20 protein-coding genes are annotated in these 24,104 nt (G+C 31.0%); 18 read left to right on the top strand and 2 right to left on the bottom strand.

Going from position 1 to position 24,104, the window contains the following annotated elements; genetic code table 11:
* Window positions 1-332 precede the first annotated feature (332 nt).
* The 13 genes from ACJDTP_RS19150 to ACJDTP_RS19210 all read left to right on the top strand — a co-directional run bounded on the left by ACJDTP_RS19150 (window position 333) and on the right by ACJDTP_RS19210 (window position 16,103).
* Window positions 333-1,511, top strand: coding sequence for an iron-containing alcohol dehydrogenase (locus tag ACJDTP_RS19150; RefSeq protein ID WP_406762133.1), 1,179 nt, complete (start codon window positions 333-335; stop codon window positions 1,509-1,511).
* Window positions 1,512-1,711: 200 nt separating this feature from the next.
* Window positions 1,712-2,989 carry an FAD-dependent oxidoreductase gene (locus ACJDTP_RS19155; protein WP_168981607.1) on the top strand — a complete coding sequence of 426 codons (1,278 nt, stop codon included), beginning with the start codon at window positions 1,712-1,714 and terminating at the stop codon, window positions 2,987-2,989.
* Window positions 2,990-3,248: 259 nt separating this feature from the next.
* Window positions 3,249-3,608 (top strand): hypothetical protein, encoded by a 360-nt coding sequence (locus ACJDTP_RS19160; RefSeq protein ID WP_103698929.1) that lies wholly within the window; start codon window positions 3,249-3,251, stop codon window positions 3,606-3,608.
* 275 nt (window positions 3,609-3,883) lie between these two features.
* On the top strand, window positions 3,884-5,038 hold the full coding sequence (locus ACJDTP_RS19165; RefSeq protein ID WP_078116992.1) for a PucR family transcriptional regulator: 1,155 nt from the start codon (window positions 3,884-3,886) through the stop codon (window positions 5,036-5,038).
* Between the two features lie 387 nt (window positions 5,039-5,425).
* Window positions 5,426-6,751, top strand: a complete 1,326-nt coding sequence (locus ACJDTP_RS19170; protein ID WP_406762134.1) for an aminotransferase class III-fold pyridoxal phosphate-dependent enzyme — start codon at window positions 5,426-5,428, stop codon at window positions 6,749-6,751.
* A gap of 13 nt (window positions 6,752-6,764) precedes the next feature.
* Window positions 6,765-7,916 carry an iron-containing alcohol dehydrogenase gene (locus ACJDTP_RS19175; protein WP_168981609.1) on the top strand — a complete coding sequence of 384 codons (1,152 nt, stop codon included), beginning with the start codon at window positions 6,765-6,767 and terminating at the stop codon, window positions 7,914-7,916.
* A 72-nt stretch (window positions 7,917-7,988) separates the two neighbouring features.
* Complete coding sequence (locus tag ACJDTP_RS19180; protein WP_077306094.1) at window positions 7,989-8,822, top strand: ABC transporter ATP-binding protein; 834 nt, start codon at window positions 7,989-7,991, stop codon at window positions 8,820-8,822.
* Window positions 8,823-8,824: 2 nt separating this feature from the next.
* Window positions 8,825-9,601, top strand: coding sequence for an ABC transporter permease (locus ACJDTP_RS19185; protein ID WP_012058170.1), 777 nt, complete (start codon window positions 8,825-8,827; stop codon window positions 9,599-9,601).
* A gap of 12 nt (window positions 9,602-9,613) precedes the next feature.
* Window positions 9,614-10,381 carry an ABC transporter permease gene (locus ACJDTP_RS19190; protein ID WP_077844119.1) on the top strand — a complete coding sequence of 256 codons (768 nt, stop codon included), beginning with the start codon at window positions 9,614-9,616 and terminating at the stop codon, window positions 10,379-10,381.
* A 155-nt stretch (window positions 10,382-10,536) separates the two neighbouring features.
* Window positions 10,537-11,598, top strand: a complete 1,062-nt coding sequence (locus ACJDTP_RS19195) for an ABC transporter substrate-binding protein (RefSeq protein ID WP_078116987.1) — start codon at window positions 10,537-10,539, stop codon at window positions 11,596-11,598.
* A gap of 238 nt (window positions 11,599-11,836) precedes the next feature.
* A complete protein-coding gene (gene hydA / locus ACJDTP_RS19200) occupies window positions 11,837-13,204 on the top strand; it encodes a dihydropyrimidinase (protein WP_406762135.1) in 1,368 nt (455 codons plus the stop codon).
* A gap of 146 nt (window positions 13,205-13,350) precedes the next feature.
* Complete coding sequence (preA, locus tag ACJDTP_RS19205; RefSeq protein WP_173706795.1) at window positions 13,351-14,850, top strand: NAD-dependent dihydropyrimidine dehydrogenase subunit PreA; 1,500 nt, start codon at window positions 13,351-13,353, stop codon at window positions 14,848-14,850.
* 32 nt (window positions 14,851-14,882) lie between these two features.
* Window positions 14,883-16,103, top strand: coding sequence for a Zn-dependent hydrolase (locus ACJDTP_RS19210; RefSeq protein WP_406762136.1), 1,221 nt, complete (start codon window positions 14,883-14,885; stop codon window positions 16,101-16,103).
* Window positions 16,104-16,213: 110 nt separating this feature from the next.
* Here the strand turns inward: ACJDTP_RS19210 and ACJDTP_RS19215 are convergent, their stop codons facing one another.
* The gene (locus ACJDTP_RS19215) at window positions 16,214-16,648 is read right to left on the bottom strand and encodes a CBS domain-containing protein (protein WP_012058176.1); all 435 of its coding nucleotides are present in this window, start codon (window positions 16,646-16,648) and stop codon (window positions 16,214-16,216) included.
* A gap of 280 nt (window positions 16,649-16,928) precedes the next feature.
* Between ACJDTP_RS19215 and ACJDTP_RS19220 the strand changes: the two genes are divergently transcribed.
* Window positions 16,929-17,885, top strand: a complete 957-nt coding sequence (locus ACJDTP_RS19220) for an NAD(P)-dependent oxidoreductase (protein WP_406762137.1) — start codon at window positions 16,929-16,931, stop codon at window positions 17,883-17,885.
* A gap of 155 nt (window positions 17,886-18,040) precedes the next feature.
* Here ACJDTP_RS19220 and ACJDTP_RS19225 read toward each other — a convergent pair whose 3' ends face one another.
* On the bottom strand, window positions 18,041-18,865 hold the full coding sequence (locus ACJDTP_RS19225; protein WP_173707515.1) for an MBL fold metallo-hydrolase: 825 nt from the start codon (window positions 18,863-18,865) through the stop codon (window positions 18,041-18,043).
* 155 nt (window positions 18,866-19,020) lie between these two features.
* Between ACJDTP_RS19225 and ACJDTP_RS19230 the strand changes: the two genes are divergently transcribed.
* The 4 genes from ACJDTP_RS19230 (at window position 19,021) to ACJDTP_RS19245 (ending at window position 23,389) form a co-directional block, all read left to right on the top strand.
* Window positions 19,021-19,584 (top strand): GNAT family N-acetyltransferase, encoded by a 564-nt coding sequence (locus ACJDTP_RS19230; protein WP_103698923.1) that lies wholly within the window; start codon window positions 19,021-19,023, stop codon window positions 19,582-19,584.
* 307 nt (window positions 19,585-19,891) lie between these two features.
* Window positions 19,892-20,539: a Fe-only nitrogenase accessory AnfO family protein gene (locus tag ACJDTP_RS19235; protein ID WP_103698922.1), complete on the top strand. Its 648-nt coding sequence runs from the start codon at window positions 19,892-19,894 to the stop codon at window positions 20,537-20,539.
* A 46-nt stretch (window positions 20,540-20,585) separates the two neighbouring features.
* On the top strand, window positions 20,586-22,139 hold the full coding sequence (locus ACJDTP_RS19240) for a hypothetical protein (RefSeq protein WP_406762138.1): 1,554 nt from the start codon (window positions 20,586-20,588) through the stop codon (window positions 22,137-22,139).
* Window positions 22,140-22,285: 146 nt separating this feature from the next.
* Window positions 22,286-23,389, top strand: a complete 1,104-nt coding sequence (locus ACJDTP_RS19245) for a PrsW family intramembrane metalloprotease (protein WP_406762139.1) — start codon at window positions 22,286-22,288, stop codon at window positions 23,387-23,389.
* Window positions 23,390-24,104: the final 715 nt, after the last annotated feature.

The raw sequence follows: 24,104 nt of genomic DNA on the forward strand, positions 1-24,104 counted from the left end.
TTAGAATGTTGGTAATATTTTAAATAATATCATTTATTTTAATATAAAACTTTAGGAGTGTATTTTTTATAATGCAATATCTTAAATTTAGTTTAATAATATAATTTTAACTTATATGTATTCAATAATAAATTTTTATTTGAAGCTGTGATAGGTTAAGTATTCAATTGATACTAACTTCTTGTAAGATGAATTTACTCTTGCAATCAAGAAGTTAGTTTTTCATTTTACTATTTTATTCATATATTTCTCTTGACTTAGAGTTGTCTCGAAGGAGTAATATATTATTAAAGAACTTAATACTAAATTAGAAATAAGGAAGTGCATTAATAATGAAGAATTTTGAATTTTATGCTCCTACGAGAGTGATTTTTGGAAAGGATTCAGAAAAACAGATCGGCACTATTATAAAGAATCAAAATTGTAAGAAAGTCCTAGTTCATTTTGGTGGAAGCAGTGCGAAAAAGTCTGGGCTTTTAGATAAAATTTTTGAATCTTTAAAGAAAGCTGAAATCGATTATGTTAGCTTAGGCGGAGTTGTACCTAATCCTAGACTTTCAAAAGTATATGAAGGAATCAATTTATGCAAAAAGGAAAAGGTAGATTTTATATTAGCTGTTGGGGGAGGCAGTGTTATTGATTCAGCAAAAGCAATAGGATATGGCGTGGCTAATGAGTGTGATGTATGGGATATATATAGTAAAAAAGTTATTCCAACCGGCTGCTTACCTGTTGGGGCAGTTTTAACTATTGCAGCTGCAGGAAGTGAAATGAGCAATTCATCGGTTATTACAAATGAAGAAGGATGGCTGAAAAGAGGATGTAATTCTGAGTATGCACGTTGTAAATTTGCAATTATGAATCCGGAACTTACTTATACATTACCTAAATATCAGACTGCCAGTGGAGCTACTGATATATTAATGCATACTATGGAACGTTATTTTACAAAAGAACAGAGCATGGAGATAACAGATAGAATTAGCGAAGGATTAATGAGAACAGTGATTCATAATGTAAAAATATTAATGGAAAATCCAACAGATTATAATGCACGTGCTGAAGTAATGTGGGCAGGAAGTCTTTCGCATAATGATTTAACTGGATGTGGTTCAGTTGGTGATTGGTCATGTCATCAATTAGAACATGAACTTGGAGGTATGTTTGATGTTGCCCACGGAGCTGGTTTGGCAGCAGTTTGGGGAAGCTGGGCTAGGTATGTGTACAAAAGTAATATAAGCCGTTTTGTACAATTCGCTGTAAACGTAATGGGAATAACCAATGACTTTTATAATCCAGAAAAAGTTGCATTAGAGGGAATCGAAGCAATGGAAAGTTTTTATCATTCCATTGATATGCCAATATCAATAAAAGAACTTGGAGTTAATTTGACAGATGATCAAATTAATGAACTAGCTTATAAATGTAGCTTCAAAGATACTAGAACCATAGGAGAATTCCAAAAACTTAATATGGAAGACATGAAAAAAATTTATATAATGGCTAGATAAAAATTATTTCAGGAATTATAGTCAGCGTTATAGATTTTTAAGGAGCCAAAAAGCAGACAAGATCAGCTTTTTGGCTTTTTTATACGTTAATAAGTGGTGATAAATTTTTAGAGAATTTGATCAGTAAACATGATAAGACTCAACTTAGACAAAAAATTGAATACAATATATAATAGATAACTATTTTAAAGGAGAATAAAATGAAGGTTATAATTATAGGTGGAGGATGGGCAGGGTGCTCAGCCGCATTAGAAGCAGTAAAATTAGGTGCAGAAGTTGAGTTATATGAGAGAACTGACTTGCTACTTGGAGTAGGAAATGTTGGGGGAATAATGAGGAATAATGGAAGATATACTGCTGCAGAAGAGCTTATAAATCTTGGCGCAGGTGATTTCATAAGAATTATGGATTCAATAGCAATTCATAAGAATATAGATTTCCCAGAACACAAACATGCATGGCTATGTGATATAGGTAAAGCTGAGCCTATTGTTCGAAGATATTTAATAGAATGTGGAGTTAAAATATTTCTGCAAAGTAGAATAACAGATGTAAATATGAAAGACAATAAAATAAAATCATTGGTATTATTTAATAAAGATATTATAAATGGAGATGTATTTGTAGAAACTACAGGCTCAACAGGATCAATGCCTAATTGTGTGAAGTATGGAAATGGATGCGTCATGTGTACATTAAGATGTCCTAGCTTTGGCGCAAGAGTTAGTATAAGCAGCAGAGCAGGAGTAAATGACTTAGTAGGAGAAAGAGCAAATGGAATGAAGGGTGCAATGAGCGGATCTTGTGAATTTCCTAGAGAATCTTTATCAAAAGACATAATAAAAGAATTAGAGAAAAATGGGGTTGTAGTTATTCCTATACCTAAGGAAGATGTACATTTAGAAAAGTTAGAACAAAAGGTATGTCAGCAATATGCGACCTTAGAATTTGCAGAGAATATTATATTATTAGATACAGGACGCGTAAAGCTTATGACATCTCACTATCCACTAGATAAATTAAGGAAAATAAAAGGATTAGAAAATGTAGTTTATATAGATCCACTAGTTGGAAGTAATGGTAATTCAATTAGATATTTATGTGCTGCGCCTAGAAATAATTCAATGCAAGTAAATGGAGTTGAAAATTTATTTTGTGGAGGTGAAAAAAGTGGATTCTTTGTAGGTCATACTGAGGCTATGACTACAGGGACTTTAGCAGGTTATAATGCAGTTCAATATTTGGAGAAAAAGCCTTTATTAGAATTGCCAAGAGAGCTTGCTACAGGTGATATTATTGCATATGCAAATGACAAAGTTAAGGAAGGAAAAATGAGTGAAAGATATACATTTTCAGGAGCAGAATATTTTGAAAGGATGAAAGATTTAGGATTGTATAGTATAGATAATGATGAAATAAGATCAAGAGTTAAAAAACTAAATCTAACAAATATATTTTCAAAGCAATGTAAAAACTAGGTTTCTATAATTAAAAATATTAAATTTTGGGGAGCTTTTATTAGCTTCCCAATAATTATGAATGAAAATAAGAATATAAATTCTATGAATTCATGTTATAATAAATATAAAATATGGTAATGTACATAAAGATTTATTTTTAAGGAATAATAACGCAATGTTAAGTAAAAATAAATAAGTAATTATTAATAATAATTACTTATTTATTTAATTAAAACGTTATATCCAATTAGTGTAATACATTGTTATGGAGGATATTATGAAAAGTATAGAAAAAGGAAAAAAACTATTTTTATCCATGGTAATAGCAATATTAGCTGTAAGTATAGTTACAACTGCATTTAGCTATTTTATGCAAGGAAACATAGGAATAATTTCAGGACTAACTAGGACTGTAGTAGAAGCTATTCTCTTATATTTTATATTTAAAGGAAAAGCATGGGCTAAGATTATAATGATAATTTTGCTTATAATTGTCATTTTAGCGGCAGTTGCAGCAATTATGATTTCGCCTAATATAATGATTACTATTTTAATGATAGTGTATATCTTTAGCGTATATATTATAGGAATATCGCCAAGTGTTAAAGAATATTTAAAGTCAATTAATAATAAGTAAAGAAATAAATAAAGAGGTATTTTGATTTTTATCAAAGTGCCTCTTTATTTATTGCCTTAAGTAATATGGGTAGAATTCTTTTATGTAGAATACATCCGAATCATTTTATAGCAAAGATTACTAATTGTAAAACCAGCTTAACTTTATTAAGTTTCTATTTATAAATAAATAATATAAATAAGTTTTTGTATTATTTAATAAAATTTAATTAAAATAAAATTATGATATAATAGGCATAAAACTCTTATAGTTTTATATAAAATTGGGGTGATAATATGTCAATTACTGTAGGGAAATTATTTGGAAATGGGGCTGTTTTATATCAAATGAAACTGCTAGCAGGACAGAAAGGTCTTAATAATCTAGTGGAATGGGTACATATTATTGAAAATGATGAGGTGAGTGAATTTCTTCATGGAAATGAAGTTGTCCTTACGTCAGGCATTCTAAATGATGGTGATGGATGGTTGTTAGAATATACAAAAAAACTATATGCTGCTCGGGCAAGCGCTTTTGTTGTAAATATTGGGCCATACACCAAGTCAATACCTAACGATGTTATAGAATATTGTAACCAAATAAAAATGCCTCTTTATACTATTCCATGGGAAACAAGAATGGTAGATTTAACACGGAATATATGTTATCGAATAATGCAAAGTGAGCAAGTAGAAATAAGTATAGCAAGTACGATTAAGAATATTATATTTAAAACAGGTGATATAGAAACATTAATTTTACAGATGGAGAGATATGGGTATTTGAGAGACAGTCATTTCTGCTTTATAGTCATGTCCTTTGAACACAAAGAAGACAATCAATTAGAATTTGATATGAATAAAATTAAAATGTATTCAGAAAGATTAGCTAGAAGTATTCATGAATTATATATTTCATTTTCATATAAAGATTCTTGGGTTCTGGCTCTTGTGAATTATGGAAATTACGATGTCACTAATTTTGTTGATACTTTTTTTAAGAATTGGAATGAACCTTCATGGAAGGTTCATATGGGAATAAGTGAAAATAAAGCAGGCATTAAAATGCAGGCGGAGAATTTTAATAATGCTTTTACAGCAATGACGATGGCAAAAAAACAAGGCAAAGAAATGGTGTTTTATGATAAATTAGATATTCATAAATTGCTTTTAAATGCTAAGGATAAAGAAGTGCTTAAAGAATATTACAAGGATACTCTAGGTAAGTTAGAAAAATATGATAAGGAAAATAACACTGATTTAATGAGCTTCTTATATATGTTTTTACAGAACAACGGTAGTCAAAGTCTTGTTGCTGAGAAACAATATATTCATAGGAATACAGTAAATAATCAGCTTAAAAAGATTGAAAAGATTACTGGATATAATCCATCAAATTTAGAAGAAAAACTACGATTTTATTTAGGTTTTTTTGTAAGGGATGTTATGTAAGGCACATTCAAAAAAATAACAAGTCCATTTGCCAGTCTATTTTCCATCATACTGCGTCGGCAAATTGACCTAATAGGCCCGCTATGAGGGCAATTTGCTTCCTTGCCTAAAAATATGCACATTGAAAGGAAGCAGCTATGTTGTATATAAAGAACCTTCATGACAACTTAGGAATTGTTATTTATTTTTATGTGCCTAAATGTGCAGTTGCACAAATAAACTTAGTCACTTATTCATTGATATAACAGTTTTACTAGTATATAATAAAAACAACTTAAAGAAAAAACGAATTTAATAGAGATAACAGCAACGGAGCTTGTTCACTTGAATAAGTTCCGTTTTTTTATTTGAGGAAAATATTAAATGTATATGAGGGAGTGTATAAAGATGAATGGTGAAGAAATTAGGAGTACTTTAAAAGAATATAATTTACAATCATGGAGCAAACAAAGAAATTTAAATCCTATTTCAATTGAAAAAGCTGATGGTATTTACTTTTGGGATTATGATGGAAATAGATATTCAGATATGTCGTCACAACTTGTTAATATGAATTTAGGTTTTGGAAATAAAGCGATTGGAGATGCAATAAAAGAACAAGTAGATAAATATTGTTTTGTAGGGCCATCTTATGGAGCTGAATCCAGAGCCAAGCTTGCAAAGAAGATTGTTGAATTAATGCCTGATAATATGGGAAAGGTATTTTTCACAAATGCAGGTGCAGAATCAAATGAGAATGCTGTAAAGATAGCAAGAATGTTCACAGGTAAGACAAAGGTGTTCAGCCGTTATAGAAGTTATCACGGATCTTCGTTTGGTGCTGGTAATTTAACAGGTGAACCTAGAAGATATCAATTAGAACCTGGTATTCCAGGATTCGTAAAATTCTTTGATCCATATATTTATAGAGAACCAATAGAATTCGAATCAGAAGAAGCTGCAACAAAATATTACTTGGCCAAGCTAAGAGAACAAATAATTTATGAAGGACCTGACAGTGTGGCTGCAATAGTTTTAGAGACTATAACAGGTTCAAATGGAGTTATCATTCCGCCAAAAGGATATCTTCCAGGAGTTAGAGCTTTATGTGATGAATTTAAAATCTTAATGATTTGTGATGAAGTTATGACAGGCTGGGGCAGAACGGGTAGAATGTTTGGCTTTGAGAATTTTGATGTAAAACCAGATATAGTAACTTTTGCAAAAGGTGTTACTTGTGGATATGTTCAACTTGGTGGAGTTGTAGTAAGTAAAGAAATAGCAGCTTACTTTGATGATAATTTATTATCTTGCGGACTAACTTATAGTGGACATCCACTAGCTTGTGCAGCAGGTGTAGCGTGTATAAACTATTATGAAGAAGCAGGTATACTAAAAAATGTTAACGAAGTAGGTAGTGTACTTGGTGAAAAACTAGAAGAGATGAAAGCTTCTCACCCATCAGTTGGAGATGTGAGGTATATTGGATTATTTTCAGCAGTGGAATTAGTAAAGGATAAAGGAAGCAAGGAACCCTTAGTACCATATGGAAAGGATCCAGAAGGAGTTATGGGGAAAATTTTAGGATTATTAAAGGAAAGAAAGTTTATGACATATACTCATGAGAACATGATACTTGTTGCCCCTCCACTAATAATTACTAAGGAGCAATTAGAAGAAGAGTTAGCTAAATTAGACGAAGTACTTGGAATTGTAGACAAACAATTTATCTAGATGAGGTGAGAAAATGGCATATGAGTTTAGTTTACCAAGACGTACGATTATTGGAGATAACGCATTAGAATCAAGCGAGAGCTTGATAAAATCCCTTGGGAAAAAAGCATTTATTGTATCTGGAAAAAATGTAACTAGAATTGGAACAGTTAAAGTTTTGACAGACTGTTTAGATAACTTAGGAATTGAATATGAAATTTTTAATGATATTATTGGAGAGCCAACCGATTTAATGATTGAAAGTGGAGTAAAAGCCTATAAAAACGCTAAATGTGATTTCTGCATAGCAATTGGAGGAGGAAGTCCATTAGATAGCGGTAAAGCTATTGCTGCCATGACAAAATTAGAAGGTTCAATATCTGATTACATGGGAAAAACAATTGAAGGAGATTTTCCACCATTGGTTTTGATTCCAACTACAGCAGGAACAGGTTCAGAAGCTACCAAATTTACGGTTATTACAGATTCAAAGAGGAATATAAAAATGCTTCTAAAGGGAGAAGCATTACTACCTGATTTGGCAGTGATTGATTCAAAATTCTCAATGACATCACCTAAAAGCGTAACAGCGGCAACGGGCATGGATGCGTTAACTCATGCAGTAGAAGCGTATACATCAAGAAAAGCAAATTCACTAACAGATACCTTTGCATTATCTGCAATCAAAAGAATTTTTGAGTTTTTACCATTGGTTTATAAAGATGGTGAAAATAAAAAGGCTAGAGAAGAAATGGCCATTGCTGCATATGAAGCTGGTGTATGTATAAATAATTCTTCAGTTACCTTGGTGCATGGCATGAGCAGACCAATTGGAGCTAATTTTCATGTTGCTCATGGAATTTCAAATGCTATGCTTATAAAGGAATGTTTATCTTATGTTTTAGATGGAAGCTATGAACGTTTTGGTACAATAGGTAGAGCAATTAATGTAGCAGACGATAAGAAAAGTGATAAGGAAGCAGCAGAAGCTTTTCTAGAAAAATTAACAGAGTTATGTAACATATGTGAAATACCAACTTTAAAAGAGTATGGAATTAATAAAGAAGAATTCAATAAAGTAGTAGATAAGATGGCGCAAGATGCTATGAACAGTGGAAGTCCATCGAATACTATAAAAGAAGTTAAAAAGGAAGACTTATTAACTATATACAGTAGATTATGGTAAATATAAAATAATTGCAACGGTGCAAAACAAATAGTTTTGTACCGTTTTTTGTTTAAAAGGAGGCGTAAATCAATGAGTATGTTGAATGAAATAGATACAGAATTTGAAAGCAGAAATGTTTTTAGGACAAGAGAAGAAAAAGTAGAAATTAAAATTGAAGATTTAAGTATGGTTTATCAAGATAAGAATGGGGGCGAACCAGTAACAGCACTTAAGAATGTTAATTTAGAAATTAAAGAAGGAGAATTTATTTCATTACTAGGTCCTTCTGGTTGCGGAAAGACAACGTTACTTCGTATTATAGCTGATCTATTGCAACCTTCTTCAGGAAAAGTGATAGTACGAGGACAAAGTCCAAGAGAAATAAGACTTCAAAAGAAATATGGCATCGTATTTCAAAATCCAGTTCTATACGATTGGAGAACAGTAAGAAGAAATGTTTGTATGCCAATGGAGCTTCTAGGAATGAAGAAGCAGGATCGTACTTCAAGAGTTACGGAAATGCTTGATCTAGTAGGACTTACTAACTTTGGTACGCATTATCCTTATGAATTAAGTGGAGGGATGCAGCAAAGGGTTGGTATAGCAAGAGCATTAGCCATTAATCCGGAAATACTTCTTATGGATGAACCATTCTCAGCTTTAGACGAATTTACACGTGAAAAGCTTCATGAAGATCTTTTAGAAATATGGACAAAGACCAAAAAGACAGTAGTTTTTGTAACCCATAATATTTCAGAAGCAGTATTTTTATCGGATAAAGTTGTGGTTTTATCTCCACATCCAGGACGTGTTTCTGCTGTGATTGATATTGACATACCAAGACCAAGAAATATGGAATCAAAGCAGTCAAAACAATTTTATGATTATATAACCAAAATAAGAAATAGCTTTGAGGGGGTATGATTATGATTAGCAGGAAAGAGAAATATAAAGTTAATCTAGTTTGGGCTATAGGCATCTTTATAGCTTGGGAATTAGTAGCTTTCTTTCTAGAACAAGTGATGCATGATCCAATGGCTGGAGCAAAATTGCCTTATCCACATAGTGTCATCATATCAATAGCAGAAAATTTCACTGATTTAATGAGCGCAGCTGGACTTACTTTTTCAAGAGCTGTATTTGGGTTTGCACTTGGAGCTGCAATAGGATTTGTTTTAGCAATAATTATGAGTTTATCGAAAATAGCAGAAAAAATATCATTACCTTATTTAATAATATCACAAATGATACCTGTTTTAGGGTTAGCTCCTATAATCTTTACTTTAGTCAGGGATATGAATACTTCTAGAATAGTAATTGCAGCATATATCACATTTTTCCCAGTTTCAGTAAATATGCTTAGTGGATTAAATAGTGTAGAAAGCGATAAAAAAGAATTGCTATACTCATATGCTGCAAAAAAGAAAAGCATATATTATAAGCTTATGATTCCATATTCAATGCCATATTTATTTGCTGGTTTAAAAATAGCGGCACCAATGTCAATAACAGCATCTATCTTAGTTGATATGTTAGGTTCAAGTGGTGGAATTGGAGTGAAACTTTTATACTCGTTATACTCAGGAACAAAAGATGTATTCTGGGGATCAGTAGTTACCAGCGCTTTAATGGGGATTTTGAGTTATTTTATAGTAATATTATTCGAAAAAATTTGTATGCCTTGGAGAAAACAGACTACATAGGGAGGTAATTTTATGAATGAAAAAATTAAAAATGTCTTATGGCCTTTAGGCTTTGGAATATTAATGATAATCGCATGGCAAGTTGGTATCATTCATGATGCATTAGGTTTTAAACCCTTTCAATTACCAGTACCATCACAAATTATTAAAACTTTAAGTGATAATTTTTCTAAAGCTCTAACTGACACGATGATTACAGTTTCAGGGGCATTGGTAGGACTTGCTTTAGGATGCATAATTGGATTTATTGTCGCAGTGATAGCTACGCAGTTTCCAAAGTGGGGATATACAGGACTTAGTGTAATAGCAGCATTTAATGCAATTCCAATAGTTGCATTATCGCCTATTATGAATCGTTGGTTTACAAGTGGTTTTGCACAAAAGGTTGGTGTTGTAACGGTTGTATGTATGGCAGCTATGGCAATTAACTCATATAGGGGATTAAATGATTTGAAACCATTTGCAAAAGATTTATTAGAGTCATATGCAGCACCAGAAAAAATTATATTTTTCAAGCTTCGTTTACCTAATTGTCTTCCGAGTGTTTTAACTGCATTAAAAATTAATGTGGCAGCAGCAATAATGGCGGCTATGATAAGTGAATACTTTGCAGCATCAACTTCAGGTATTGGTTTTGGAATTAAAGATAATTTAAGAAAAGGAATGATGGCCATGGGGTGGTCCTATATAGTAATGGCAGCATTAGTTGGGATTGTTTTATACTTAATTATTTTATTAATAGAACGTAGAACCATAAAATGGCATGCATCACAAAGATAATACCAACTTTAAAATAGAAAAGTTTAGTTCAACCTAATATACTATTTGCTTTATAAGCAAAATTGAAAGTCACCGATATCTCTTAGAATTTCAAGAGAACACACACATGGCATGTATAAGATAAATAATATTTATTTAATAAGGAGGAATTTATTATGAAAAAGAAGTTATTAGCTTTAGGGTTAGCTGTATTAATGATGGGGACGATGCTTATAGGATGTGGATCAAAAACATCAGAAACAACAGCGAAAGATGCAACTAAATCAGAGGATACTACAAAGAAGGATGGGGAGTTAGAAAAAGTAACACTTCAATTAAAATGGCTTCCGCAATCACAATTTATGGGATATTACGTAGCAGCAGCAAAAGGTTACTATAAAGATGAAGGAATAGATATTCAAATTCTTCCAGGAGGAAGTGACATTATTCCAGAGCAAAATGTTTATAATGGTGTAGCCAATATAGGGGTAACTTGGGTTTCAAGTTTGATGACTTACCAAGCTCAAGGGTATGATTTACAAGAAATCGCTCAAGTATTTCAAAAATCAGGCATGTTACTAGTATCTAAAAAAGAAAAAGGTATTAATTCGCCAAAAGATTTAGCTGGTAAAAAAGTAGGTAACTGGTTTGGTGGTAATGAATATGAACTTCTTGCTCTGCTTTCAAAATACAATTTAGATAAAGACAAAGACCTAAAACTTGTACAACAAGACTTTACAATGGATCAATTAAAAGAAGGATCAGTTGATGCAGCATCAGCAATGACTTATAACGAATTTGGTTTATTACTTGAAGGCGGCATGAAGAAAGAGGATTTAAATGTAATTGATATGAACAATGAAAGTGTTGCAATGATGGAAGATTGTTTATTTGTAAACTCTGAATGGGCAGGTAAGAATAAAGATTTATTAGTTCGTTTCTTAAAAGCATCTATAAAGGGGTGGAAAGATGCAGTCCAAGATCCAGAAGCAGCAGGAAAAACAGTTTATGATGTAGATAAATCAGTTTCATTAGATCACCAAGTTTATATGGCGAAAGAAGTTGCTAAACTTGTTGCACCTCAAGGATTTGATACTTCAAAAATTGGACAAATCGATATGAATGCAATTAAGCAAACAGGGGATTTCTTAAAACTTTATAATAAAGATTTAGCTAAAACTCCAGTGGTAGATGATACAACATTCACTTCAAAGTATTGGGAAGAAGCAACAAAATAATATGATAAAAATTGATTCCTGTGTGGTTAAATCCACACGGAATCATCTTAAAATTTATATAACAAAATTTTAATTTGAGAAAGTAATTTATCACAAAAGAACTAATTTATTAAAAAACAAATACATTAGGAAGCTTAAATCAAAAGTACAACAAAAAGCAGAAGCATTAAAGAGAAAATTATTAACTAAATTAGTTATTTAGATATTAAGGATATATATAAATGGAAGGAGAATACTTATGGATTTAATTATTAAGAATGGAACTATTGTAACACCATTAGAATCTTATGTAGCTGACCTTGCTGTAAAAGGTGGAAAGATTGTAGCGATTGGAACAGGTTTTTCAGAAGAAGGTGCAAGTGTTGTAGATGCTAAAGGCAAGTTAATATTACCAGGGGCTATAGACGCACATACTCATTTAGCTATGCCGTTTGGAGGTACTGTTTCAGCTGACAGCTATCTTGCCGGAACACGGGCAGCTGCATGTGGAGGTGTTACAACAGTATTTGATTATCCGATGCAAAGAAAAGGCAGTGGAATAATTGAAACCATTGAAACAAGAAAAGAAATGTGTGATCCAGAGGCGTGCGTAGATTATGCATTTCATTGTATCATAACTGATTTAAATGAAGGAACTATCTTAGATGAATTTGAAGATGCGGTTGAATATGGAGTACCTAGTTTTAAATGTTTCTTAGTTTATAAAAAAGAGGGGATGATGGTGGATGATGCGACTTTAGTGAAAATACTATTGAAGGCTAAAGAAACTGGGGCGATGACAAACATCCATGCTGAAAATCCCGATTTGATTGACTTAAATATTGAAAACTTCTTAAAAGAAGGAAAAACTTCAGCATGGTATCACTACTTAAGCAGACCAGAATTTGTTGAAGCTGAGGCAGATAAAAGGGCAGTGCATTTAGCTAAATCCATAGGAGCGCCACTATATTTAGTTCATATGGCAGACAAGGAAGGATTAGAAACTGCTATTGAAGCCAAAAGAGAAGGTCATGATATATATGTTGAAACATGCCCACAATATTTGGAATTTACGTGCGATGTTTATAAAAGAGAAGATGGCAGAAATTTTGTATGTTCACCACCAATGAAAGGGCAAGAAAGTCAAGATGCACTTTGGAAAGCTATTAAATCAGGAGATATTGATACTGTAGCTACAGACCACTGCCCATTCCAAAGCTATGAAAAGGACTGGGGGAAAGATGATTTTACGAAGATTCCAAATGGGTGTGCAGGTGTAGAAAATTTATATCCATATATGCTTTCAGCAGCAAATGAAGGAAAAATCACTTTTAATAGAGCGGTAGAATTATGTTCATTTAATCCAGCTAAAATATTTGGATGCACAGAAAAAGGTTCTCTAACAGTTGGAAAAGATGCAGACATTGTAATTTATGATCCAAATAAAGACTTCACAATTTCGGTAGAGAATATGCATTCAGATTATGATCATACAATTTGGGAAGGTAAAACTCTTCATGGATATCCAGTACAAACTTATGTGCGTGGAAATTTAGTTTATGATAATGGTGAATTCGTTGGAAAAGCAGGATTTGGACAATTTGTAAAACGAGTAGGAAGAAAGTAAATTGGAACTTGGCTTTGGTGATATTTAGTACCTTGACTGTAGTTCAAGCTATCTAGGATTATGATAATGATGTTATCTACAGATTAAGAATAATGAGAGTTACAGAGGCTAAACATCAGATAAATTATAATTTAGGAGGAATGGAAATGAGTAGTTTATTTTATAAAGATATTTCAACAAATGAATATGTGTCAGGATGTTTGTTATGTGATGAAGCACCTTGTCGCAAAGCTTGTCCCCACTCCCTTGAAGTGGATACTATTATTCGCTCTTTAAGGTTTGAAAATAAGGCTGGGGCAGTAAATAAACTGCCCAATCTACTTCCTTGTGACACATGTGAAGAAAAGCCATGTAAGGAGGCTTGCTTAAAAGGAAAAATTAATGAATCAGTACCAATTGACAAAGTTATGAAAGCAATATCAACTGAATCTAGAGTTAAAGAAAATGAAGTTGATTTAGTAATAGATTTCTGTGGTGTGAAGTGTGAAAATCCATTTTTCCTTTCATCATCAGTAGTTGGAAGTAATTACGAAATGGTAGCTAAAGCATTTGAAATGGGCTGGGCAGGGGTAGCATTTAAGACTATTGGTATGTTTGTACCCAAGGAGGTTTCACCAAGGTTTACTGCTTTAAGTAAAGAAAGTGTTCCATTTGTTGGTTTTAAAAATATAGAACAGATTTCAGATCACACATTGGAAGAGAATATAGAATTCTTAAAAAGATTGAAAAAAGACTATCCAAGCAAAATTATTGTTGCATCAATTATGGGGCAAAATGAAGAAGAATGGACTAAATTGGCCAAGCTAATGACAGAGGCAGGAGCAGATATTATTGAATGTAATTTCTCATGTCCACATATGACAAGTAAAGGCGTAGGTTCAGATGTTGGACAAAATCCAGATTTGGTAGCACTATATACTAAAGCTACTAGAAAGGGAACAAATTTACCTATACTTGCGAAGATGACACCTAATATTGGAAATATGGAAATACCAGCAATGGCTGCAATGGAGGCAGGAGCAACAGGGATTGCAGCAATTAATACAATTAAGAGTATTATGAATTTAAACTTAGAAAACTTTGAATCAGAACCTAATGTTGAAGGTAAGACTAGCGTAGGAGGATACTCAGGAAAAGCAGTAAAACCAATTGCTTTACGATTTATTCATGATATGAAAGCTTGTGAAGAACTAAAAGATGCGCCAATAAGTGGGATGGGCGGCATTGAGACCTGGAAAGATGCAGCTGAATTTATGGCCTTAGGATGTGAAAATTTGCAAATAACAACGTCTGTAATGCAATATGGCTATAGAATTATCGATGATTTAATTAATGGGATGAAATTGTACTTAAGTTCACAAGGTTATAAAAATATATCTGAAATTGTTGGTAGTGCTTTACCTAATATTGTGCCAACAGATAAACTTGATAGAGATAGCATTTGTTATCCAAGGTTTGATAGGCAAAAGTGCATAGGATGTGGAAGATGTTACTTATCATGTTATGATGGAGGGCACCAAGCAATTAAGATAGATGCAAATACAAGAATGCCAATCTTGTTAGTAGATAAATGTGTAGGCTGTCAATTATGCAGTACTGTATGTCCTGCAAGAGCAGTAGAACCAGGAAAGAGAGTGAAAAAATAATTACTATACTAAATTTAAAGGGGGATATTCATATGTTAACTTGTAATAAAGAAAGGCTTCAAGACAAAATCACAACATTTAGTAAATTCGGAGATACAGGTAAAGGAGGAATCACAAGGTTGTCTTTATCACCTGCTGCTTTAGAAGCAAGAGAGGAATTTTGTAAAAGATGCAAAGCACTTGGTATGGAGATAAAAACCGACGATATGGCGAACATATACGCAACCATTCCGGGAGAGGAAAAGTTACCTGCTATTATGATGGGATCTCATGCTGATTCAGTTAAACAAGGTGGTAATTATGATGGTATTTTGGGAGTTCTTACTGGATTAGAAGTTGCAGAAACTATAGTAACTGAAAAAATAGCTCATAAACATCCAATAACAGTTGTTATATGGACTAATGAAGAAGGGGCACGCTTTGAACCAGCAATGATGTCATCAGGTGTTATTACAGGAAAATTTGATAAAGATGTTATGTTAGCATCCAAGGATGCTGAAGGAGTTACATTTAAGGAAGCATTAGAAGCCAGTGGATATATGGGAAAAATAGAAAATAGAATGAATCCAGAAAAATACAGGGCACTAGTTGAATTACATGTTGAACAAGGACCTGTTTTAGAAGATGAAAAAATTGATATAGGAGTAGTTGAAGGTGTTTGCGGAATGATAAATTATGAATTTACATTTACAGGGCAAGCAGATCATGCTGGAACAACTCCAATGAAATATAGAAAAGATGCTCTATATGCGGCTGTAAAAACTATTCAATATCTTCATGATGAACTTGACAAGCTTGATAGTAAGCTTGTATATACAACAGGAAAGATTTCAGCTCATCCAAATATCCATACAGTTATTCCTGATTATGTTAAATTTACTTTGGATGCAAGGCATCAAGATCCAGAAGTAATTAATCAGGTTCTTGAAATAATTAAAGCTATTCCTAAAGTTGTTGAAAAATGTGAAACAAGTTATGAAAAAGCTTGGGCAAGAAATACAGTTCATTTTTATACTGAGTTTGTAGATTACGTTGAAAAAAATGCAAAAGAATTTGGATATTCAACAAAAAGAATGTATAGTGGTCCTGGACATGATGCACAATTTATTACAGATATCATTCCAACTACAATGATCTTTGTTCCAAGTGAAAAGGGACACAGTCATTGCGAAAAAGAATTTACACCACTTGAAAACTGTTTAAAGGGTGCAAATGTTTTGTTGAAAACAATATTAGATATTGATAATAATTAATTTTTACAAAATTAATTAAAAACAATTTCATGACGGTTATGCCATGAAATTGTTTTTATATTTACAATTAAAAAATAGTATAATTATACTATTTTTTACTGATATAACATCTATATATGATTGTTTGTTCCAGGCTCTGAAATATTTTTAAGAGCAACTTCAGCATTATCTTGTAGATTTGGTTCTTGTGAAATATCACCAAGAGAAACGATACCGATAACACTGTTATTTTCTACAATAGGTAATCTTCTTATTTGATGTCTGCTCATTAGCCTTACTGCATCATGAACATCCATATCAGGACTTCCTGTAACAGGATTTGAAGTCATATAATCACATATCTTTTGTTGATCTGCACTTGCACCTGATGCTACGCAATCCAAAGCAATATCTCTATCTGTAATCATTCCAACTAATTTGTTTGAGTTATCACAAACAGGTATTGCGCCCACGTCAAATTGTCTCATCATTTGAGCAGCTCTTTCAATAGAATCTTCTGAATTTAAACTCACTATATCTTTTGACATTACATCTTTTATTTGCATAATGATCACCTCCAAAAATATATTTCCCTATGAATATGTTTTTTATTATTAAAATTTCTTAGCTAATAAAAATTTAGAATGAATAGATTTATCGAAATACTTATGTTAATTCTTGAAATAAAAAATGCAGAAAAAACATCTATTTTTTAAGAGAGGTGAAATATTATTAAATTTTAATTAATAGGATAAAGTTAACATTTAAAATGTTATAATATTGTAGAGTAATATTACTTAATACTTTCACGCTATAAAAAGTGAAAAAGAGAAGTAGGAGGATAAAATGAATAATATTGTGTTTCTTAATGCAAGCAGAATAAACTTTGATGGACAACTTGATTTTTCATCGCTAGATAATTTAGGTAAAGTGACTAAATATGAAGATAGCAGCAATGATGAAATCTTAGAACGGGTAATAGAACAAAATATTGTAATTACAAAGGAACTTACAATTAGCAAGGAGTTAATAGAAAAGTTTCCATCCAGTGTTAAATTAATTTGTGAGGCTGGTACTGGGTATAATAATATTGACATTATAGCAGCGAGAGAAAAAGGTATATCTGTATGCAATGTACCAGGATATAGCAGCGAAGCGGTTGCACAACTAGTAATCACATTTATTCTAAATTTAAGTTCATCATTAGCGCAGCAGCAAAGAATGATTGAAAATAAAAATTACAGTAATTTTACTAAATATCTTCAGGTTCCTCATATAGAAATACAAAATAAAACACTTGGAGTTATAGGTGCTGGATCTATAGGAATACAAGTCATGAATGTAGCTAAAGCATTGGGAATGAAAATACTTGTATACAGTAGAAGCTATAAAGATTTAGGAGATTCAAATATCAAATTTGTCAGCCTTGAAGAACTTCTAAAAGAAAGTGATTTTGTTACAATACATTGTCCACTTACAACAGAGACAAGGTATCTTATTGATAAGTCTAGATTAGATCTTATGAAATCGTCATCATTTATTATAAATACATCTAGAGGAGCCATTATAAAGGAAACTGATTTAATTGAAGCTTTGACTAATAAAAAGATTGCAGGTGCTGCACTTGACGTTCAAGATCCAGAACCTCCAGAATTAAATAATCCACTTTTTAACATGGAAAATGTCATTCTTACTCCACATATAGGTTGGAAATGTTTTGAGTCTAGGCAAAGGCTTATAAATTTATTAGCAAATAATATAGAAGCTTTTATTAAGAATGAACCTGTTAATATTATTGTTTAAGATTAAGTATCAAGCAATAAGGATATTTTTGAATTTACAATAGATTCACTAGGTCTTATATGACAAAAACTATATCCCAGCAATTATTTAATAATAATTGTTGGGATATATACTAGCTGTTTATTGCTACTTAGAAGATTAGTGAGGCTATTTGCTCATCTATTTGCTCTACATATTTTAACCATCTCACCATGGTCTCCAATCCAGCATTTAATTCCAGGATATTTTGCATTAAGATAATCATAGAACAATATAGGATTTTCGCTATTATCATCAAACATTTCATAGTGCCCTGGAACGACCAAATTCGGTTTAATAGTTCCAGCCAAATCAACGGCTTCTTGGTAAGTTATATTTCCTATTATATTTTCCGTATATCTTTTAGCATCTCGTCCATTGATAGGAAGAAATATAATGTCAAAGTTATCCCACTGCTTTAATTTTGAGAAGATACCATCATACATACATGTATCACCAGAATGGTATACAGTACATCCATTTCCCTCAATTATATAACCTAAGTATGGATAATGCCCGGAGGAATCTTGATCTAAAAACTCATGAGCTGAAGGAATTGCAGATATCTTTAAGTCTTTTTCTGAAATTGATAATCCATCATCCAGACCTATAAATCTATTTTTAGGTATTTTTAAGTCATCTGAAAGTTTATTGATATGAAGCTTTGGCACTACAAACTTTGCGTTGGGTGAACTAATAGATAATTGGTGCCATACATCTCGATCAATATGGTCAGGATGATCATGAGTGCCAATTATAAAATCTGCATTTACAATTTCCGCTGGTTTTAATAGTGGAGGAATCTTTCTGTTAGGCCAATCCGATAGAAATACGTCTAAATAGATAGTGGTTTCAGCCATCTTAATAACGTATCCCAGCTGTCCAAGCCACCAGAACGCAGCATCTCCCTTTTCTAAAATACAGTCATCAATATCTTTTATCAATTCAATTCCAGTTTTCATAATAACACCATCCTTTTCGAAATAATTATATATTACCACAAATGGTTCATATTGTAATTATTTTTTTTGAATAGTAAGAATTTGAGAATAGAAAAAATATGTTATAATTAGAGAAATAGTTTTGAGAAAATAAGATAATGATAGGATGAACGAAAATGAATCTAAAAGAACTAAATAATGAAGATATTGAAATTATCTATAATGAACATATGATAAAAGATTTTCCGTATGGGGAATTAAAGCCTCTTGATGTAATACAGAAACTTAATAAAAGAAAAAATTACATATGTATAGGCTTGTATAATAATAATGAACTTCTAGCATACGCACTTTTAGCTTCATCAAAATCATATTTGTTAATTGATTACTATGCGGTATGTAAAGAACATAGAGATGAAGGAATTGGAAGTGAATTTTTAAGTATACTACAGGAGCATTTTAGAAATTATGATGGAATTATAGTAGAAGTAGAGAGAGTAGAATGCGGACCTAATGAAAGCGAGAAAGTGATTAGGAAAAGAAGAATTGACTTTTATAAAAGAAACGGGATGAGAATGACAGATATTTATTGTAAATTATTTGATATAGATTATTGCATTATGTGTTTATGTAATGTAGATCTTGAAGATCTGGCAATTTATGCAGGATTAAAGGATATATACAAAGAAATAATTCCAGGAAGCTTATATTCAAAATATGTTGAATTAAGTTATGTATAGTTTAAATTCTTAAAATGTAAAAGTTCTATTTTTACTACATTGAGATAAGAGCAAAGGCTTATTGAAAAATGTAATTTTAAAATATATAATAATATTATTAAACAGCTACCTAAACCAAAGCTGTAAAAAAAATAAAGATAAATTAATTCTTTCATAATGGCTATGAAGTCTAATTTTTATACTGAAAAAGTATATGAATTAGACTTTTTTTATTTCTGTTAATTAAAAAGATTAAATGCTTTTGTAACTAAAATAAAATTTATTATAAAAGAATTTACAGAAATTAAGTATAAACATGGAGGTATTTATGGTTAATGAAATTGCAGTTTGTGTAAATGATTTTGGAGAGGTTACTGAATATGAGAAAACCAAATTTATTAAGGTTTTTACAAAGCAGAGAAATGAATGGAGAGTGGTTAAAGAATTAGTATTTGAATTCTGTTATACAAAGGATAGTAAAGAAAGTTACTTAGAAGTTTTAAATATTGTGCAAGAGCTAGGAAAATGCAAAGTTTTTGTTGCTAAGAATTTTTCGGATTTAGTTCATACTACATTGGATAAAATGGGATTGAGTTTGTGGAATATGGATGGAAATCCATTATGTTTTTTGGATTATATATTAGAACAAGAAAAAGAGGAAGAGAAAGTAAGTAAATTTATAAATCATTCAGATATAAGTAATGATGGGCAATTTATTATCTCATTAGGTAATGGAGAATGTGGGCGTTATATATTAAATCTTAAGAATTTGCAGAAGGATAATATAGGTATTACGTCTAAGCAAGCTTTGAGGCCATTTCTAAATAGAAAAATTTTTAATGAGTTAATAATAGCCTGCAGCCATATTCCAAATTGGTTAGAAGAAGATTTAACAAAATTGCATCTTAATTTTCAGTTTTCAAAGATTGGAGAAAGTGATTATATTGTGGTAATAAATAATTATGATGAATATTAGGATTTAGATTCTGGATTCAGTATTAAATGCAGGGAGGGAAAAATTGGTGGATATTGAAGTGCGTAATAATAGAAAAATAAATGTAAGTTCTTTTTCAAAAATTATTTCTGAACATTTGAATATTGATAGTAACATTATAAGAAATTATATATTTGCTAATATAAGTATAAGTCTAACAAGAAGCAAAGAAATGAAAAAAGATATTGATAAAATATATTATGAAGATAGACTGAAATATTATAATGCGGCTATAAATGACACTTGTATAAACTATACTACTATAAAGCAAGCAAATATTGAACAAGAAATATATTCACGTAGGATTGTTGGGGTACTTATAGAAGGGGAAACGGATAGTACATTAAGAAGCAAGATTATTAAAGTTCTTAGAAAGTATTATCCAATTATATATAATGCCGTAAAGAAGCATGATAAGAAAATATTGAAAAATAGGTACATGAAAATGGATTTAATAACTAGGAATATAGAAGCAAAATTTGATTCGGCAGTATATCTATATTTTGCTATTTATATTTCACCAGAAATAGTCGATCAAGGGTTCGTAATTTCTATTCTAAACGATATTGAGGAGTTTGAATCTAAGAATTTTATAAATGAAAATATTGGGATTGAGCTTGAAAATTATAAGAATAGAATAAAGGAAGTTAAATTGCTAATAAAGCGAGAATTTGGCAAAATATATAATTTTAAAGATATTTTAAGACATAATAATGAGCATGCTAGAATACTAGGAGAAACTTTAGAGGATTTGTTTATAATCAATGGGATTAATATAGAGAGTATGTTTGAAGACTCACAATTTATTTGTATTGAGAAAGTTATACTGCCTTATGTGAGAATGGTAAAAAATGAAGACTCAGACATAATTTTATTTTGTATTATTAGTGGAATATTTATACAATCACTTATTAATGAGTATAAGAAGGCAAGAAACTTATATTTTAATAATATTGAGGAGTCAAGTAGCTATAAATTAAGCACATTAGAGGAGCAGATGATTGAAGTTAAAAAAGAAAACATTAGCTTAAAAAATAAACTTGATTATTTTAATAAAGAAAAGTTAATGTATGAAAAGAGGCTGAAGTCTGAATTAAGCAAGCTAGATAATATACATAAATTAGAAATGAAGAAGAAGGAAGATCGAATTAGAATTCTTGAGAATAAATTAAATGAAGAAAAGATTTTAAAATTGGATTTAGAATATTTAAAAGAATATGAGTTTAATTCTGATACTATTCACAGAAATTCGGATTCTAACAAAAGATTAGAGAAATATACTATGAGCAAAAAAATTATTATAATTGGCGGAGATAAGGAATGGAGAAGGCGATTTAGAATAAAATATCCAGAAATAAGAATGTTAAATGGTTTCAACGAAAACTTTGATATAAGAATTTTAAATACAGCTGATTACATATTTTTTTATACCCAATATATGAATCATTCGACGTTTCATAGGGCTATGGATTTTATTAAGCTTAATAAATGTAAATTTGGATATATAGGAAAGACGAATATAGATCTTGTAGAGGGAGAAATTATCGAAAAAATAGTTACATGCGAAGGAAATGACGAATAATCTATATATTTAGAAATAATTGATTTTATATATAGAATTATTTTTATACTTTTTAGGGGACTAGTTGGGTATGTAATTAGAAAATTTGAATTACAAAAAAAGTATTGGGGAAAATAATTACAACCACACTAAAGGAGGATAAATATATGGAGAAAAACACTAAGGAGTGTCCAAATTGCAAGAAAAAAACTTCTAATAATTCAAAGTCTTGTAGTTCATGTGGACTCAATCTTGATAGTGATGAAAATTATATGAGAGCTAAAGAAGAAACTGATAATGGAAATGATAGTTTTTTGAGCGAGTTAAACAAAATAGCGGGAGGAAGCGGAAAAGTAGAATTAAGATTAAGAGATCTAGTTGTTAATGTATTTAAAAAGCATACACCAGAAGAGAGAGAAAATACATTTATTTGCGGGACAGCGAAAACATCCCCTAAGGAAGGAGAGATCTGTTCAAAGTGGCCTAAGCCTTGGCTATTTTCAAGAGTGTTTTTTTTATTTGCAATAACTTTTGCTGGGCTAGTAGCACTGTTAAAGATTTTTGAAAATATATTAGCTTATCCAGGCATTATATTTATAGGTGCTTTAATAATTCCGTTTTCATTGCTTATTTTCTTTTGGGAAGTAAATGCTCCAAGAAATATTAATATATTTGATGTAGTAAAAATATTCTTTTTTGGCGGTGTTTTTTCTTTGTTAATAACAATGATTTTAAGTAGAGTAGTGTATGTTAGAAATGTAGATTACATTGGAGCAATAATGATAGGGATTATTGAAGAATCTGCCAAATTCATTGTAGTTGCATATTTTTTAAAAGGAAGTAAGGAAAAATATATTTTAAATGGACTTTTACTAGGTGCAGCAGTGGGGGCAGGATTTGCAGTTTTTGAAACGGCTGGATATGCATTTGCTTATGGATTTCAAATACCTACAATGATGAGGATAATATATACTAGAGGAATTTTAGCATTTGGAGGCCATATTGTCTGGGCAGCAATGTATGGAGCTGCTTTGGTTATGGTAAAGGAAGATAATAGGCTAAAATTTAAATATATAACGAATATAAAATTTCTTAAATATTTTATTATTGCTGTTGCGCTACATGCAGTTTGGGATATGCCAATAAGTAATACAAGTAATCTTCCAATAATTCAAGGAATTCTTACAATAATTGCGTGGATTGTTATATTAATATTAATCAGTACAGGATTAAAACAAATTTCAAGCTTAAGCTATAGTAACAGAGTCTAATCTGATCAGATATAGTTTTGGAAATAAAATTTCAATACATATTAGCTTTTAAAGTTGAAGGCGATGTTGTTTATAAACTAAAATATTATTTGTTATATAATTTATGAAGACGTCTTTCAGGATATAAAGTTTAGTATAGCTATTTCACACATGTAACAACTGAGACTAGTGTATCAATATAGGTAAAGATTAGTATACCTAAGCATGATGGCGAAAAGTATAAATAATTTTATGAAATTGGGAGATAATTTAAGAAGTGAGTTAAATTAAAGATGTTAAGATAAAACACGTCGCTAAGAGATGTAAACAAAAACAACTCAAGTTTACAAGATATTTGAAATGTAAAATTATAAGTTTTGTGAAAAATGTTGACAATATTAAATAGCGATGGTATGATTTAATTCGTTGCTAAAGAGGATGAAATTCAACAACTTAAAGCTAATAAAACATCTAAGAAAAAATGTTTGAAAAGTTTTTAAAAAAGGTTATTGACAAAGTCTGAAAGCGGTGATATACTGAGCAAGCTGTCAGAAACGACAGAAGCTTATAAGCCTTGTAACAACAGGCTTTGGAAAGAAAAATTGGTCTTTGAAAATTGAACAGAATAAGATAAATACATTTAAGTAAACCAGCAATTCTTTATTTGAGTAAGCTAAGATTAAACTTTTTATTGAGAGTTTGATCCTGGCTCAGGACGAACGCTGGCGGCGTGCTT

It is taken from the genome of Candidatus Clostridium helianthi (genome assembly GCF_045310795.1).
In the GTDB taxonomy this organism is placed as follows: Bacteria; Bacillota; Clostridia; order Clostridiales; family Clostridiaceae; genus Clostridium; species Clostridium helianthi.

Bases quoted from the DNA above. Each gene is read 5' to 3' on its own strand.
- ACJDTP_RS19170 (WP_406762134.1), top strand. From the start codon at position 5,426: ATGAATGGTGAAGAAATTAGGAGTACTTTAAAAGAATATAATTTACAA.
- ACJDTP_RS19185 (WP_012058170.1), top strand. From the start codon at position 8,825: ATGATTAGCAGGAAAGAGAAATATAAAGTTAATCTAGTTTGGGCTATA.
- ACJDTP_RS19245 (WP_406762139.1), top strand. From the start codon at position 22,286: ATGGAGAAAAACACTAAGGAGTGTCCAAATTGCAAGAAAAAAACTTCT.
- ACJDTP_RS19220 (WP_406762137.1), top strand. From the start codon at position 16,929: ATGAATAATATTGTGTTTCTTAATGCAAGCAGAATAAACTTTGATGGA.
- ACJDTP_RS19150 (WP_406762133.1), top strand. From the start codon at position 333: ATGAAGAATTTTGAATTTTATGCTCCTACGAGAGTGATTTTTGGAAAG.
- ACJDTP_RS19235 (WP_103698922.1), top strand. From the start codon at position 19,892: ATGGTTAATGAAATTGCAGTTTGTGTAAATGATTTTGGAGAGGTTACT.
- ACJDTP_RS19230 (WP_103698923.1), top strand. From the start codon at position 19,021: ATGAATCTAAAAGAACTAAATAATGAAGATATTGAAATTATCTATAAT.
- ACJDTP_RS19195 (WP_078116987.1), top strand. From the start codon at position 10,537: ATGAAAAAGAAGTTATTAGCTTTAGGGTTAGCTGTATTAATGATGGGG.
- ACJDTP_RS19225 (WP_173707515.1), bottom strand. From the start codon at position 18,865: ATGAAAACTGGAATTGAATTGATAAAAGATATTGATGACTGTATTTTA.
- hydA (WP_406762135.1), top strand. From the start codon at position 11,837: ATGGATTTAATTATTAAGAATGGAACTATTGTAACACCATTAGAATCT.
- ACJDTP_RS19210 (WP_406762136.1), top strand. From the start codon at position 14,883: ATGTTAACTTGTAATAAAGAAAGGCTTCAAGACAAAATCACAACATTT.
- ACJDTP_RS19190 (WP_077844119.1), top strand. From the start codon at position 9,614: ATGAATGAAAAAATTAAAAATGTCTTATGGCCTTTAGGCTTTGGAATA.
- ACJDTP_RS19165 (WP_078116992.1), top strand. From the start codon at position 3,884: ATGTCAATTACTGTAGGGAAATTATTTGGAAATGGGGCTGTTTTATAT.
- ACJDTP_RS19155 (WP_168981607.1), top strand. From the start codon at position 1,712: ATGAAGGTTATAATTATAGGTGGAGGATGGGCAGGGTGCTCAGCCGCA.
- ACJDTP_RS19175 (WP_168981609.1), top strand. From the start codon at position 6,765: ATGGCATATGAGTTTAGTTTACCAAGACGTACGATTATTGGAGATAAC.
- ACJDTP_RS19180 (WP_077306094.1), top strand. From the start codon at position 7,989: ATGAGTATGTTGAATGAAATAGATACAGAATTTGAAAGCAGAAATGTT.
- preA (WP_173706795.1), top strand. From the start codon at position 13,351: ATGAGTAGTTTATTTTATAAAGATATTTCAACAAATGAATATGTGTCA.
- ACJDTP_RS19160 (WP_103698929.1), top strand. From the start codon at position 3,249: ATGAAAAGTATAGAAAAAGGAAAAAAACTATTTTTATCCATGGTAATA.
- ACJDTP_RS19215 (WP_012058176.1), bottom strand. From the start codon at position 16,648: ATGCAAATAAAAGATGTAATGTCAAAAGATATAGTGAGTTTAAATTCA.